The organism is Roseateles sp. P4_D2, from assembly GCF_056401875.1.
In genome coordinates this window covers 16,557-30,567 of record NZ_JBFUIM010000011.1, presented here as the reverse complement: position 1 = coordinate 30,567, position 14,011 = coordinate 16,557, and the positions used below count along the sequence as shown (strand labels likewise).

Sequence of the window (14,011 nt, the reverse complement as noted above, 5' to 3'; positions counted from 1 at the left end):
GGTCAGGGGCGCAGTTGCACGCCGGCTTGGGTGAGGGCTTGGTTCAGCGCCCGGGCGAAAGCGAGGGCGTGGGCGCCGTCGCCATGCAGGCAGATGGTCTGGGCCTGCAAGGGAACGATCTCTCCGGTGACGGCCTGCACGACACCTTCGCGCACCATGCGCAGCGTGCGGGCGACGGCTTCGTCGGTGTCTTCGACGAAGGCGCCGGGCAGGCTGCGCGGCACCAGGCTGCCGTCGGCGCGGTAGCCGCGGTCGGCAAACACCTCGGCCACGGCGCGCAGGCCGGTGCGCTCGGCCGCTTTCAGCAGTTCACTGCCGGCAAGGCCGTAGAGAGCCAGTGCTGGGTTGACGTCGAGCACGGCGGCGGCGACAGCATCGGCCAATGCCGGATCACGCGCGGCCTGGTTGTAGAGGGCGCCGTGCGGCTTGACGTGATGCAGTCGGCCGCCGGCCGCGCGCACCAGGGCGTCGAGGGCACCGATCTGGTAGATCAGGTCGGCTTTCACATCGGCCGGTGCGAGCTGCATCTCGCTGCGGCCGAAGTTCTCGCGGTCGGGGTAGCTGGGGTGGGCGCCGATGGCCACGCCGCGTTCCAGTGCTGCGACCACGGTCGTCTGCATCAGCCGCGCACCGCCGGCATGCCAGCCGCAGGCGATGTTGGCGGAGCTGACGAGGGCCAGCAGCTCGGCGTCGTCGGGTGCGCCTTCGCCGAGGTCGGCGTTCAGGTCGACATGCATAGGGCAGTCCTCAGTTGGGCCAGCGTGGCCTGGCGCTCGCGCAGTGCGGCGAGGGCCTCGTCGGTGGTGCAGGGGGTGAAGCGCAATGTGGCGCCGAGGCGCAGCTGGCCGAGCTTCCACAGGTCGGCGCGGATGACGACGCCGATCTTGGGATAGCCGCCTGTCGTCTGCGCATCGGCCAGCAAGACGATGGGCTGGCCCGAGGGCGGCACCTGGATGACGCCAGGCAGCACGCCGTGCGAGGCCAGCTCGGCGCCGCGCTCGCGCTTCAGGGCGGGTCCGGCAAAGCGGTAACCCATGCGATTGCTTTGCGGCGTGAGCTGCCAGTCGGCCGCCCAGAAAGCTTCGCGCGCAGTGGCAGAGAAGTCCTTGTGCTCGGGGCCGGGCAGCACGCGCACGCTCGCGCCCCAGTCAGGCGCGCGGATGCCGATGCTGCGAGCGGGCAAGCGCTCGGGCGCGGCCAGCGGCAGCACATCGCCATCGCGCAGCGCGCGACCACCGAGCCCGCCGAAGCCGGCCTTGAGGTCGGTGCTGCGCGAGCCCAGGGCGGCGGGCAGCGCGATGCCGCCGGAAACCAGCAGATAGCTGCGCATGCGCTCGCGCGGCGCGGCGAGCTTGAGCGTCTGRCCGGCCTGCACGCGCTGCCGCCACCAGGGGCGCAGCGGGCGGCCGTCGAGGCTGGCGTCGGCATCGGTGCCGGTGACGGCAATGCAGCAGTCGGCTCCAAAGCGCAGTGTGGCGGGGCCGAGGGTGAACTCGAGGCCGGCGTCGTCGACGGGGTTGCCGACGAGCAGATTGCCCCAGGCGAGCGCGATGTCGTCCAGCGCCCCGCAGCGGCTGATGCCGCGGTCGCGCCAGGCCTCGCGGCCGAGGTCCTGCACGGTGGTCAGCGGGCCGGCGCGCAGCAACTCGATCATGCGAGGTCCGCCACGAAGCGCACGCGGTCACCCGGTGCGAGCAGCGTGGGCGGCTCGGCCTTGGGGTCAAACAGGGGCAGGGCGGTGTGGCCGATGAGCTGCCAACCTCCCGGCGTGGCCAGCGGATAGATGCCGGTCTGCGCGCCGCCGATGCCGACGCTGCCAGCCGGCACTGCCGTGCGGGGCTCGCTGCGGCGCGGCGTGTGCAACGAGGCGTCCAGCCCGCCGAGGTAGGCAAAGCCGGGCTGGAAGCCGATGAAGTAGACGATGTACTCGGCCTCGGTGTGGCGTTGCACGACCTCGTCGACCGAGAGGCCGCAGTGCGTGGCGACGTCGCCCAGGTCGGGGCCATGCGCGCCGCCGTAGTTGACGGGAATCTCGACGAGGCGGCCCGCCTGCTGGCGCCGCAGCGGCCTGGCCCAAAGCGCGCGGGCGGCCTGCTCGAGCGCCTGACCGTCGGTGTGCAGCGGGTCGAAGGTCAGCGTCAGGTTGTTCATGCCCGGGATCAGGCCGAGTACGCCTTCGGCCTGCGCCAGGCCTGCGCCGAGTTGCCAGATGCGCTGCTGGTGTTCGATCGCGATGGGTGCATCGACCGCGCAGCACAGCGCCGCTTCGCCCAGGGGGCGAATGAGGAGGTCGGGCAGCGCGGTACTCATTTGAATTTCAATAAAACGTATACGATTTGTATTCGAGACGTGTTTATCATGTCAATCATGGTTCGCAGCATCGTGTCTTCCTCGCATCTGGTGTCTGAAAAGAGCGCCGAGCTGTCGGAGTTCGAGTTCGGCCTCATCGTCGTCAGCAATGCCTTCAACCGCTGGATGGTGCGCTGCATGGCCGCCGCCGGCATGAAAGACCTGGCGGCGCTGGACATTTCGCTGCTGCACCACGTCAACCACCGCGACCGCAAGAAGAAGCTGGCCGACATCTGCTTCGTGCTGAACGTGGAGGACACCCATGTCGTCGCCTACTCGCTGCGCAAGCTGGTCGGCATGGGGCTGGTGAGCAGCGAGAAAATCGGCAAGGAGGCCTTCTTCTCAACCACCGAGCAGGGCCAGGCGCTGTGCGAGGCCTACCGCCAGGTGCGTGAGCGCTGCCTGATGGAGGCGCTGGCGGACAGCGGCCAGCAGAACCAGGACATCGGCGACAGCGCGCAGCTGATGCGGTTGCTGTCGGGGCTTTACGACCAGGCGTCTCGGTCAGCGGCATCGCTCTAAACTGCCTGCCTTCATGACAGTGCCTATCTTCACGCCAGCCGACGAGCAAGCCATGCGGCTCGCACTGGACCAGGCGCAGAACGCCTGGCTGGTGGGTGAGGTCCCGGTGGGCGCCGTCATCATGCGCGGTGATCAGGTCATCGCCACCGGCTACAACCGCCCGATCACGACGCATGATCCGACGGCCCATGCCGAGATCGTCGCGCTGCGCCACGCCGCCACTTTGCTGGAGAACTACCGCCTGCCCGAGTGCGAGCTCTTCGTGACGCTGGAGCCCTGCGCGATGTGTGCGATGGCGCTGATGCATGCGCGCTTCAAGCGCGTCGTGTTCGCGGCGCGCGACCCGAAGACGGGCGTGGCCGGCTCGGTCATCGACTTGTTCGGCCAGGCGCAGCTCAATCACCACACCGCCGTCGAAGGCGGGCTGTTGGCGGACGCGTCGGCGCAGCTGCTGCGCGACTTCTTCACCGAACGCCGCGAGGCCGCACGTGCGCGCCGTGCCGAACGTCAGGGCCTGATCCCGACCGGCGAAGCCACCGAACTGGACGAATCCTGATGACCTCACTCACGTTGTTCACGCCGTCGGGTGTCCTGGCCAAGGCCGAGCCGCTGAAGCGCGCCGCCAGGCGGCTGACGCAGCTGGGCTTCGAGGTCAGCACCGACGCCGATGCGCTGGCCAAGCATCAACGCTTCGCTGGCGACGACGCGGCGCGCCTCGAGGCCCTGCATCGCATTGCCGATGCTGCGCCTTCGGTGGCACTGGCCACGCGTGGTGGCTACGGCCTGACGCGCCTGCTCGACCAGCTCGACTGGGGCCGCATCGCGCGCAGCGTCGAGCAGGGCACGCGCTGGGTCGGCTACAGCGACCTCACGGCGCTGCAGAACGGCCTGATCGCTCGCCACAAGGGTTTGTCGATGTGGGCCGGCCCGCTGGCCTGCGACGACTTCGGCCGCAGTGAGGCCGATGGCGGTGTCGACGAGGTCACGCGCGACTGCTTCCTGGAAGCCATGAGCGGCGCGCTGGAGGCCGTAGGCTTCCGCGAGCCGACCGGTGGCTTCGACGGCCTGGAGGCGCGCGGGCGGCTCTGGGGGGGCAACCTCAGCGTGCTGTGCTCGCTGCTTGGCACGCCGCACTGGCCCAAGGTCAAGGGCGGCATCCTGTTCCTGGAAGACGTCAACGAACATCCCTACCGCGTCGAGCGCATGCTGCTGCAGCTGCAGCAGGCCGGCGTCATCGATGCGCAGGCGGCCGTGCTGCTGGGCGACTTCAGCGGCGCGGCCAAGTCGCCGCTGGATCGTGGTTATGGCATCAAGGACGCCGTCGCCGCGCTGCGCGCCCGCACCAAAACGCCGGTGCTGACCGGCCTGCCGTTCGGCCATGTGCGTACCAAGGTCTGCCTGCCGGTGGGTGGCACGGTGGAGCTCTATGTGCAGCGGCGCGAGGCCATCCTGGGCTGGCAGTCGGACCCGCGCCTGGCGCACGGCGCGCATCACCACGATGACGACTGCGGCGATGACTGCGGTCACGACCATCACCATCACTGAAGTCACCCCGGTTTTTCCTCGCCGCTTTCTCGGGGGCGGGCAGCGTTGTATAGACGAGTGCCCGACTATGATTCCCGCTATCGCCTCGGCCTGCCGCCGGGGCGCTTGTCGTTTGAGGGTGTCGGCGTGGCGGGAGTTTTCGGTTGGGCGGTGAGAGCCTTGAGCGCGTTGGCGTTCGGCCTGCTGTCCGGTTGCAACAACAGCCCCCATCCTCTCGGCGCCGAGCGCGAGAACACGCTCTACATGGCCTTTGCCGAGCGCTCGCCGCGCTATCTGGATCCGACCTCGTCGTACACGGCCCCCGAAAGCACCTACACCTACGAGATCAGCGAGCCGCCCTACGGCTACCACCCGCTGAAGCGGCCCTACACGCTGATCCCACGCGCGGCCGCCGGACTGGCGCAGCCTTACTACCTCGATGCCAAGGGCCAGCGCCTGCCCGACGACGCGCCGGACGAGCAGATCGCCGAGGCGGTCTACGACATTCCCATCCGCCCGGGCCTGAAGTGGTCGCCCCACCCGGCCTTTGCGAAAGACGCCAAGGGCGGCTACCTCTACCACCACCTCACGCCCGGCGAGCTGGGTGACAAGCGCAGCCCCTTCGATTTCAAGCAGCTGGGCACGCGCGAGGTGGTCGCCGAGGATTTCGTCTATGCGCTCAAGCGCCACGCCAACCCGCGCATCGAGACCCCGGTCCAGGCCGTGTTCTCCGAGCATGTCCTGGGCCTGAAGGACTATGTTGCGCAGATAAAGCGCGAAAGCGCCAGCCAGCTGGCCGGCCAAGCCGAGAGCCTGGCGGACAAGCCCTTCCTGGACTTGCGCCGCTGGCCGCTCGCCGGTGCTCAGGCCGTGGGCGACCACCTGCTGCGCATCCGCCTCAAGGGCCGCTACCCGCAGTGGCGCTACTGGCTGGCCACCAACTTCACGGCCGCCATCCCCTGGGAGGTGGACGCCTTCTACGCCCAGCCCGGCATGGCCGCCAATTCGCTGACCTGGAATCAGTGGCCGGTGGGCAGTGGCCCCTTCATGATGACGGAGTATGTGCAGGACCGCCGCCATGTGATGAGCCGCAACCCCAACTACCGGCCCGACACCTACCCCTGCGATGGCAGCCCTGGCGACGCTGAGGCCGGGCGGCTGGCGGATTGCGGCAAGCGCGTGCCCTTCGTCGACAAGGTCGTGGCCATCAACGTGAAGGAGAAGGTGCCGATCAAGGAGCTGTTCAAGCAGGGCTATCTCGACCTGCCGGAGATGGACCGCGCCGACTGGGGCGTGAACCTCGCGGTCGACCGCGACGACTCCGACGAAGTGCGGGCCTTCTTCGAGCAGCGTGGCTTCCAGCTGCCGATGGATGTCGACATCAGCAGTTGGTACCTCGGCTTCAACTGGCTGGACCCGGTCGTCGGCAAGGGCGACACGCCCGAACAGCAGAAGCGCAACCGCGCGCTGCGCCAGGCCATCTCGATTGCCATCGACTGGGAGGAGGGCTATGGCCGCATCTTCCGCGACAAGGGCGGCGACGCGGCCCACGGCCCCATCCCGCCGGGTGTGTTCGGATCGAAGGAGGGCGAGCCCGGTGAGTTCAACCCGGTGACGCACACGCTCGTCAACGGCAAGCCCGTGCGCCGGCCGCTGCAGGACGCCCTCAAGCTGATGGCCGAAGCCGGCTACCCCGACGGCCGTGACGTGAAGACCGGCAAGCCGCTGGTGCTGAACTACGACTTCCAGCGCGTCATCACGCCCGAGCTCAAGGCCGAGAACGACTGGATGGTGCGCCAGTTCGCCAAGCTCGGCATCCAGCTCGACATCCGGGCCACCGACTTCAACCAGTTCCAGGAAAAGATCCTCAAGGGCAAGCACCAGATCTTCTGGTGGGGTTGGTTCGCCGACTACCCCGATGCCGAGAACTTCCTGTTCCTGCTCTATGGGCCCAACAGCAAGAGCCTGCACGAGGGCGAGAACACGGCCAACTACGCCAACCCGGAGTTCGACCGCCTGTTCCGCAAGCTGCAGTCGCTGGAGGACGGGCCTGAAAAGGCGCGGGTCATGGCGCAGATGAACGACGTCGCCCGCCAGGACTCGCCATGGGCCTGGGGTTTCTGGAGCTACTCTGGCGTGGCTTTCCAGCGCTGGGTGCACAACGGCAAGCCGGGCGTCGTCGTGCGTGACCGCGCCCGCTACCTGCGCGTGGATGCGCAGGAGCGCACGCGCAGCATCGCCGAGTGGAATCGGCCGGTCTGGTGGCCGCTGCTGCTGCTGGCAGGCGGTGGGCTGGCTGTCTTCATCGCGACGCGTCGCGCCTGGCAGGCCCGTGAACAAGCCACCGAGAGGAAAGCCTGATGCTGGGCTTCATGCTGCGCCGCCTGGGCTATGGCCTGGCCATCCTCGTCGGTGTCAATCTCTTCACCTTCTTCCTGTTCTTCTCGGTCAACACGCCCGACGACATGGCGCGGCTGAACATCGGCGGCAAGCGCGTCACGCAGGAGCAGATCGAGAAGTGGAAGACCGAGCGCGGCTATGACAAGCCGCTGTACTTCGACGCCAGCAAGACTGGGGCGGAGCGGGTCACGCACACCATCCTGTGGGACCGTTCCATCAGCCTGTTCGCACTGGACTTCGGCAAGAGCGATGCGCGCCAGGCCATCAACATCGGCCACGAGATCAAGGTGCGCATGGGCGTCAGCCTGCAGCTGGCACTGCCTCTGTTCATCCTGCAGGTCATCGTCAGCATCGCCTTCGCGCTGCTGCTGGTGTTCTTCCGGCACAGCAAGATCGACTTCTGGGGCGTGGTGCTGTGCGTGCTGATGCTGTCCATCAGCAGCCTGTTCTACATCATCGTCGGCCAGTTCCTGTTTGCGCGTGTGCTCAGGCTGGTGCCGATGAACGGCTTCGCGCCGGGGCTGGATGCGGTCAGGTTCCTGGCCCTGCCCATCCTGCTGTCGCTGCTGTCGCGGCTGGGTGGCGAGGCGCGGCTGTACCGCGCGATGTTCCTGGAGGAGATGGGCAAGGACTATGTGCGCACCGCACGCGCCAAGGGCCTGAGCGAGGGCCGGGTGCTGAGCCGCCATGTGCTGCGCAATGCCCTCATTCCCATCATCACCAGCGCCGGCAGCTATCTGCCCTACGTCTTCCTCGGCAGCCTGGTGTTCGAGAGCTTCTTCGGCATACCGGGCCTGGGCGCCTTCGTCATCGAGGCCATCACGGGTCAGGATTTCGCCATCGTGCGTTCCATGGTCTTCCTCGGCGCGCTGCTCTACATCGCCAGCAATGCGTTGATCGACATCGCCTACACCTGGGTGGATCCGCGGGTGAGGCTTTCATGACGATGGCCCCCACGTTCACTTCGTTCACTGCCCCCCGAGGGGGCGCTCATGCCCTTCGGACGGCCGCGCGGACATGAAACTGGTGCTGCTCTGGACCGACATCGCGCTGTGGCTGGTGGCAGCGGCCGTCGTCGCTTACGCGTTGCGAGTGAGGCGCCAAGCCAATCTGCGTGCGACGTGGCGGCGCGTGCTGCGTGATCCGGTCGCCGCGTGTGCCGGCGTTGTCATGGCACTCTTCCTGCTCCTCACTCTGGCCGACAGCATCCACCTTCGACATGCGCTGCTGTCGGGCCAAGGTGAGGCCGCCGTCTACGACACGCGCACGCTGTCGCTGCTCGACCTGGTCCTGCAGCGCCAGATCGGCATGCGTGAGGTCAGCTACTCATTGCCGCTGGGCACGCGTGGCTTCAACAAGGAAAGCGTCTCCGACGCCCACGGCCAAGTGAGCCGCGACTACCCGCGCCTGCAGTTCGGTGGCGCGCACCTGACCGACCCGGCGACGCAATGGTCGGCCGACGTCGTTGCGCGCGCTGCCCTGGGCCTGGCGGGCGGCCTGCTGGCCGTCGGGGTGATGGTCGCGCTGACCGCCGCGGCCCTGGCCCGTCATCACGGTGGCTGGCGCCACGGGCTGGCCGATCTTGCTGCCGACCGCACCTACTACCCGCTGCGCGCCATGCTGATCATGCTGGCCGTCATCGCGCTGCTGGCCGGGCCCGTCATCGCGCTGATGCCGCACTACCACGTCTTCGGCACCGACCGCACCGGCAACGACGTGCTCGTGCAAGCCCTCAAGAGTGTGCGCACCGCCTTCGTCATTGGCGCGCTGGCTACGCTGGCCACACTGCCCATCGCGCTGCTGCTCGGCGTGCTGGCCGGCTACTACAAGGGCTGGGTCGACGAGGCCATCCAGTACCTCTACACCATGCTGAGCTCGGTGCCCAATGTGCTGCTGATCGCCGCCTGCGTGCTGATGGTGCAGGTCTTCCTGGACAAGAACCCCGAGCTCTTCGAGACGGCCGCCGAACGGTCGGATGTGAAGATGCTGATGCTCTGCCTCATCCTCGGCCTGACCGGCTGGGCCGGCCTGTGCCGCCTTGTGCGCGCCGAGACCTTGAAGCTGCGCGAGCTTGACTACGTGCAGGCGGCGACGGCCTTTGGCGTCGGCGACTTGGCGATCATGGCCCGCCACATCGTGCCCAACGTCATGCACCTGGTCCTGATCACGGTCGTGCTGAGCTTCTCCGAACTCATCCTGTACGAAGCCGTGCTGACCTATGTCGGCGTCGGCGTCGACCCGGTCATGAACAGCTTCGGCAGCATGATCAACCTGGCCCGCGCCGAGATGTCGCGCGACCCGGTGGTCTGGTGGAGTTTCGCGGCGGCCTTCGGTTTCATGGTTGGCCTGGTGTTGGCGGCCAATCTGTTTGCCGATGGCGTGCGCGACGCTTTCGATCCCAAGGCCCGCTCCACCCGGCCGCGTGTCTTCCAGCGCAAGGGGGTCGCCGATGCTTGAGATCGACGACCTGCGGGTTCAACTGGATGCCGACGCGGGCCTCGTGCGTGCCATCGACGGCCTGCATCTCGCGCTGACCCGCGGCGAGACCTTTGCGCTGGTCGGCGAGAGCGGCTGCGGCAAGAGCATGACGGCGCTGGCGTTGATGCGCCTGCTGCCCGAGAACGGCCGCATCGCCGGTGGTGCCGTGCGCCTGGACGGGCAGGACCTGCTGGCGCTGCCCGAGAGCCGCATGCGCGAGGTGCGCGGCGGCCGGGTGTCGATGATCTTCCAGGAACCCTCGACCAGCCTGAACCCGGTCATGCGCGTGGGTGACCAGATCGTCGAGGCTATCGAAGCCCATACGCCGCTGCGCGGCACCGCGGCGCGTGCCAAGGCCATCGACTGGCTGGCCCGGGTCGGCATTCCCGAGCCGCAGCGCCGCATCGACGACTACCCGTTCCGCCTGTCGGGCGGCCAGAAGCAGCGCGTGATGATCGCCATCGCGCTGGCGGCCGAGCCGGAGTACCTGATCGCCGACGAGCCGACGACGGCGCTGGACGTGACCATCCAGGCGCAGATCCTCGATTTGATCCGCGACCTGCAGCGCGAGCGCCAGCTCGGCGTGCTGCTGATCACCCATGACCTGGCCGTCGTCAGCGGCATGGCCCACCGAGTGGCGCTCATGTATGCGGGCCAGATCATCGAGGTGGCGCCGGCCGCCGAGTTCTTCGCGGCGCCCAAGCACCCCTATGCCCGGTTGCTGCTGCAGGCTTTGCCCGGTGCTGCCCGGCGCGGCGAGCCGCTGGCGGCCATCGCCGGCATGGTGCCGCCGCTGTGGACGGCATTCGCCGGTTGCCGCTTTGCGCCGCGTTGCGACAAGGCCATGAGCCACTGCGCAACCACGGCACCGGCGCTGACCGAGGAAGGCCCGCAGCACCAGGTGCGCTGCCTGCTCTACAGCCAGCCGGGCGAGGCCTTGCCGCGAGAGCCTGCGGTCGCCAGGGTGTTGATGGCAGCGGCGCCGGGGCAGGGCGAGCCGCTGCTCGACGTGCGCGACCTGCGCGTGCGCTTCGCGCTGAAGGCGCCGCTCTTTCACCGCGGCCCGCGTCATTTCGACGCGGTGGACGGCATCAGCTTCCAGCTGCATGCCGGCCGCACGCTGGCCCTGGTCGGCGAATCCGGTTGCGGCAAGACGACCTCGGGCAAGGCCATCGTGCAACTGCTGCGCCGACAGGCCAGCATCAGCGGCCAGGCTCTCTTCGAAGGCCAGGACCTGTTCAGGCTGGCCGGTCCGGCGCTGCAGCAGGCGCGGCGCCACATCCAGATCATCTTCCAGGACCCGTTCGCGTCGCTGAACCCGCGCATGCGCGTCGCCGACGTGCTGGAGGAGGGCTTGATCGCGCTGCGCCCCGACCTCGACGCTACCGCCCGCCGCGAGCGCCTGCACACCCTGGTCGACCAGGTCGGCCTGCGCCGCGACGCCCTGCAGCGCTGGCCCCACGAGTTCTCCGGCGGCCAGCGGCAGCGCATCGCCATCGCCCGCGCGCTGGCGGTCGAGCCCAGGCTGATCGTCTGCGACGAGCCGACGTCGGCGCTGGACGTCTCCGTGCAGGCCCAGATCCTCAACCTGCTGCGCGAACTGCAGCGCGAGCAGGGCCTGGCCTATCTCTTCATCACGCACAACATTGGCGTGGTCGAGTACATCGCTGATGAGGTCGCCGTGATGCAGGCGGGCCGCATCGTCGAGCGCGGAAGGTGTGATGAAGTACTCAGACAGCCAACTGCAAGCTTTACGCAAGTTTTACTGAAGGCGGTGCCCCGGTTGGTCTCGATCACGTCGCGCGTAGACAACGGCTAGGGTTTGACACTAGGCCTCGTAACTCCGAGAAACCGTTTCGTATCAATGGCTTACCGCCGATTGGCGCGGTCCTAGGTGCATGTACGGGGAGGGGGGCGATGCTGCGACCGCACAAACTTCCGGCACCCCAAATCTGAGCTGATCGCTCAGGCCAAGGATCGGCCCTACCCAGGGCCAGCACCGCCTCACCACAAAGGCGGGCATCCATCCATTCAGGAGTGTCAATGTTCAAAAAATCCATCATCACCAGCGCCGTCCTGGCCCTGGCCGCAACGAGCGCGCTGGCTCAGGACGCACAAAAGCTGGAACGCATCGAGATCACTGGCTCCAGCATCAAGCGCATCGACGCTGAAACGGCTGTGCCGCTGACCATCGTCACGCGCGAATCCATCGACAAGTCCGGCGCCTCGAATGTCCAGGAACTGGTCGACCGCCTCAGCTCGAACAACGGCGGTGGCCGCTCCCTCGGTGAGTCCATCGGCGACTCCGCCGCCACCGGCCAGACCGGCGCCTCGCTGCGCGGCCTGGGCCGCGAGCGCACCCTGGTGCTGCTGAATGGCCGCCGCCTGGCAATCTACCCTTTCGCCGGCGCCGGCGTTGACCTGAACGCCATCCCCCTGGCCGCCATCGAGCGCATCGAAATCCTGCGCGACGGCGCCTCGTCGACCTATGGCTCCGACGCCATCGGCGGCGTCATCAACTTCATCACCCGCAAGGATTTCCGCGGCGGTGAAGTGACGGCCGGCTACGAGCAACCCCAGGGCATCGGCGGCAAGATCGCCTCGGCACAGGGTGGCATCGGCTTTGGCGACCTGGCCAAGGACAAGTTCAACATCCTGGGCACCTTCAGCTTCCAGGAATACGACGTGATCCGCGCGGCGGACCGCGATTTCGCCGCGACCGGCAATCGTCCGGACATCGGCGTTGTCAAGTCTTCGGGCAACACCTTCCCGGCCAACGCCTACAACGCCACGACGGGTGCCTACATCCCCGGTGTCGCCAAGTTCCCGACCTGTGTGCTGCCGGACAGCTTCCCGGGCGGCGCCAACTGCCGCTACGACTACACCAGCAAGATCGACATCGTCCCCGCATCCACACGCATCGGCGGTCTGGTGCGCGGCACGGCCGAGCTGAGTTCCGATCACCAGCTGTTCGCCGAGCTGTCCTACTCCAAGAACGAGATCATTCTGGGCTCGTCGCAAACGCCTTCGAGCACCACGGGCCGCGATGACTACCTGTACCCGGCTGGCGGCAAGTACTACCCCACTGCTGCCGTGGACGCGTCCAGCAGCAAGGGCTATCGCGGTGACCTCGTCATCGCCTGGCGCATGGTGGACGGCGGCCAGCGCCTGACCAGCGTGACCAACAGCATGACCCGCGCCCTCGTGGGTGCTGAGGGCCAGCTCGCAGGCTGGGATTACAAGGTCGGACTGATGAAGGCCACTTCCAAGGCCAGCGAAGACTTCCTGACTGGGAATTTCTCTGACACGCAACTGGTGCGCGTGCTCAAAACCGGCAACGTGAATCCCTTTGGCCCGAACGACGCGGTCGGTTTGGCCTTGCTGAAGGAAGCCGAACTGCACGGCAACAACCGCGCCTCCAAGACGACGTTGAATGCCTTCGACCTGTCCGCAACGCGCGAACTGTTCGCGATGGCCGGCGGTAACGCCGCCATCGCCGCGGGTCTGGACATCCGCAAGGAAGAGTATCTGGACGGCTACTCCGAAATCGCCGGCTCCGGCGACATCGTGGGTGGTTCGGGCAACGCCGGTAAGGTGCGTGGCGAACGCAAGACCACGGGCATCTACGCCGAGCTGAACCTGCCGGTCATCAAGAACTTGGAACTGAATGCTGCCGTTCGTGGCGACCGCTACAGCGGCGCCAAGGGTGAGTCGCGTGATGGTTCCTTCAGCTCGCCCAATCTGTCGTCCACCAGCCCCAAGTTCAGCCTGCGCTGGACGCCGATGAAGGAACTGCTGGTGCGTGCCTCGGTGGGCAAGGGCTTCCGCGCTCCCGCGCTGGACAACCTGTATGCACCTTCGGCCGGCACCAACACGGGCGGCAATTTCACCGATCCGTACTACAACACCCTCAAGGGCTGCGCGCAGTTCCCCGATCCCAACTACTGCGACACGCAGCTGACGGTGATCAACAACAGCAACCGCAACCTCAAGCCTGAGAAGTCCAAGACCGCCACGATCGGCATGGTCTTTGAGCCGATCAAGGATCTGTCGATGGAAGTGGGTTACTTCGACATCAAGATCACGGACGGCATCAAGGCACTCAGCGGCGACGACATCCTGAAGGACTGGTTCTCCCACCAGACCGGCGCTACGACCAGCACCTCGGTCTACTCCAGCCGTTTGGTCAAGAACGCCCAGGGCTATCTCGACCACGTCGAGGCTTCGCTGGAGAACGTCGGCCAGGCCAAGGTCTCGGGCTTCGACCTCTCGGCCAAGTACCGCATTCGCACCGCGATGGGCAGCCTCACACCGAGCTGGGAAGCGACTATCGTCACCAAGAGTAGCGAAACCAATGTCGTGACGGGTGATGTTGAAGACACCTTGGGCAAGTACCTGCGGGGTGGCCCGGTGGTGCGAGTCAAGCAAAACGTCAGCCTCGACTGGGACACCGACGCCTGGGCAGGCGGCGTTCGCTACTTCCGTCAAAGCGGCTATCGCGACTACGACGAGGTGCGTCACGTGCCCAAGTACGACCTGTGGAGCCTGCAGGGCCAATACAAGGGCGTGAAGAACCTGGTCCTTACAGCCGGCGTCTTGAACCTGCTCGACAAAAAGCCGCCGACGACGGTCCAGGAAGACTATTTCCAGGTCGGTTTCGACCCGACCTACGCCGACGTCAAGGGCCGCAGCTTCTACGTGCGCGCCAACTACAAGTTCTGATCCGCATCGATCGAAC

At 67.1% G+C, this 14,011-nt stretch carries 11 protein-coding genes; 8 read left to right on the top strand and 3 right to left on the bottom strand.

Annotated features, from left to right (window positions below; genetic code table 11):
• Window positions 1-2: 2 nt before the first annotated feature.
• From pxpA to pxpB, 3 genes are read right to left on the bottom strand one after another with little or no spacing between them, the layout of a single operon-like run.
• Window positions 3-737 carry a 5-oxoprolinase subunit PxpA gene (gene pxpA / locus AC1DW0_RS19605; RefSeq protein ID WP_056197833.1) on the bottom strand — a complete coding sequence of 245 codons (735 nt, stop codon included), beginning with the start codon at window positions 735-737 and terminating at the stop codon, window positions 3-5.
• Window positions 722-1,654 (bottom strand): 5-oxoprolinase subunit C family protein, encoded by a 933-nt coding sequence (locus AC1DW0_RS19600; RefSeq protein WP_056197831.1) that lies wholly within the window; start codon window positions 1,652-1,654, stop codon window positions 722-724. The genes pxpA and AC1DW0_RS19600 overlap by 16 nt, the downstream gene beginning before the upstream one ends.
• The gene (gene pxpB / locus AC1DW0_RS19595; RefSeq protein WP_157281628.1) at window positions 1,651-2,310 is read right to left on the bottom strand and encodes a 5-oxoprolinase subunit PxpB; all 660 of its coding nucleotides are present in this window, start codon (window positions 2,308-2,310) and stop codon (window positions 1,651-1,653) included. Before pxpB ends, AC1DW0_RS19600 begins: the two co-directional genes overlap by 4 nt.
• 48 nt (window positions 2,311-2,358) lie before the next feature.
• Here pxpB and AC1DW0_RS19590 point away from each other — a divergent pair, with 48 nt between their 5' ends.
• The 8 genes from AC1DW0_RS19590 to AC1DW0_RS19555 all read left to right on the top strand — a co-directional run bounded on the left by AC1DW0_RS19590 (window position 2,359) and on the right by AC1DW0_RS19555 (window position 13,995).
• On the top strand, window positions 2,359-2,871 hold the full coding sequence (locus tag AC1DW0_RS19590; RefSeq protein ID WP_056197829.1) for a winged helix DNA-binding protein: 513 nt from the start codon (window positions 2,359-2,361) through the stop codon (window positions 2,869-2,871).
• A gap of 13 nt (window positions 2,872-2,884) precedes the next feature.
• Complete coding sequence (gene tadA / locus AC1DW0_RS19585; RefSeq protein WP_457443175.1) at window positions 2,885-3,427, top strand: tRNA adenosine(34) deaminase TadA; 543 nt, start codon at window positions 2,885-2,887, stop codon at window positions 3,425-3,427.
• On the top strand, window positions 3,427-4,416 hold the full coding sequence (locus AC1DW0_RS19580) for an LD-carboxypeptidase (protein ID WP_457349898.1): 990 nt from the start codon (window positions 3,427-3,429) through the stop codon (window positions 4,414-4,416). The genes tadA and AC1DW0_RS19580 overlap by 1 nt, the downstream gene beginning before the upstream one ends.
• A gap of 150 nt (window positions 4,417-4,566) precedes the next feature.
• Window positions 4,567-6,756 carry an ABC transporter substrate-binding protein gene (locus AC1DW0_RS19575; protein ID WP_056199576.1) on the top strand — a complete coding sequence of 730 codons (2,190 nt, stop codon included), beginning with the start codon at window positions 4,567-4,569 and terminating at the stop codon, window positions 6,754-6,756.
• Window positions 6,756-7,739: an ABC transporter permease gene (locus tag AC1DW0_RS19570; RefSeq protein ID WP_457324536.1), complete on the top strand. Its 984-nt coding sequence runs from the start codon at window positions 6,756-6,758 to the stop codon at window positions 7,737-7,739. Before AC1DW0_RS19575 ends, AC1DW0_RS19570 begins: the two co-directional genes overlap by 1 nt.
• Window positions 7,740-7,812: 73 nt before the next feature.
• Complete coding sequence (locus tag AC1DW0_RS19565) at window positions 7,813-9,252, top strand: ABC transporter permease (protein WP_477947485.1); 1,440 nt, start codon at window positions 7,813-7,815, stop codon at window positions 9,250-9,252.
• Window positions 9,245-11,092 (top strand): ABC transporter ATP-binding protein, encoded by a 1,848-nt coding sequence (locus tag AC1DW0_RS19560; RefSeq protein ID WP_477947483.1) that lies wholly within the window; start codon window positions 9,245-9,247, stop codon window positions 11,090-11,092. The genes AC1DW0_RS19565 and AC1DW0_RS19560 overlap by 8 nt, the downstream gene beginning before the upstream one ends.
• Before the next feature lie 224 nt (window positions 11,093-11,316).
• Entirely contained in the window at window positions 11,317-13,995 is a 2,679-nt protein-coding gene (locus AC1DW0_RS19555; RefSeq protein WP_457349908.1) for a TonB-dependent receptor, read from the top strand.
• Window positions 13,996-14,011 lie beyond the last annotated feature (16 nt).

Excerpts from the sequence above, each read along its gene's own strand:
- pxpA (WP_056197833.1), bottom strand. The coding sequence starts at position 737 with ATGCATGTCGACCTGAACGCCGACCTCGGCGAAGGCGCACCCGACGAC.
- AC1DW0_RS19555 (WP_457349908.1), top strand. The coding sequence starts at position 11,317 with ATGTTCAAAAAATCCATCATCACCAGCGCCGTCCTGGCCCTGGCCGCA.
- AC1DW0_RS19570 (WP_457324536.1), top strand. The coding sequence starts at position 6,756 with ATGCTGGGCTTCATGCTGCGCCGCCTGGGCTATGGCCTGGCCATCCTC.
- AC1DW0_RS19565 (WP_477947485.1), top strand. The coding sequence starts at position 7,813 with ATGAAACTGGTGCTGCTCTGGACCGACATCGCGCTGTGGCTGGTGGCA.
- tadA (WP_457443175.1), top strand. The coding sequence starts at position 2,885 with ATGACAGTGCCTATCTTCACGCCAGCCGACGAGCAAGCCATGCGGCTC.
- AC1DW0_RS19560 (WP_477947483.1), top strand. The coding sequence starts at position 9,245 with ATGCTTGAGATCGACGACCTGCGGGTTCAACTGGATGCCGACGCGGGC.
- AC1DW0_RS19580 (WP_457349898.1), top strand. The coding sequence starts at position 3,427 with ATGACCTCACTCACGTTGTTCACGCCGTCGGGTGTCCTGGCCAAGGCC.
- AC1DW0_RS19590 (WP_056197829.1), top strand. The coding sequence starts at position 2,359 with ATGTCAATCATGGTTCGCAGCATCGTGTCTTCCTCGCATCTGGTGTCT.
- pxpB (WP_157281628.1), bottom strand. The coding sequence starts at position 2,310 with ATGAGTACCGCGCTGCCCGACCTCCTCATTCGCCCCCTGGGCGAAGCG.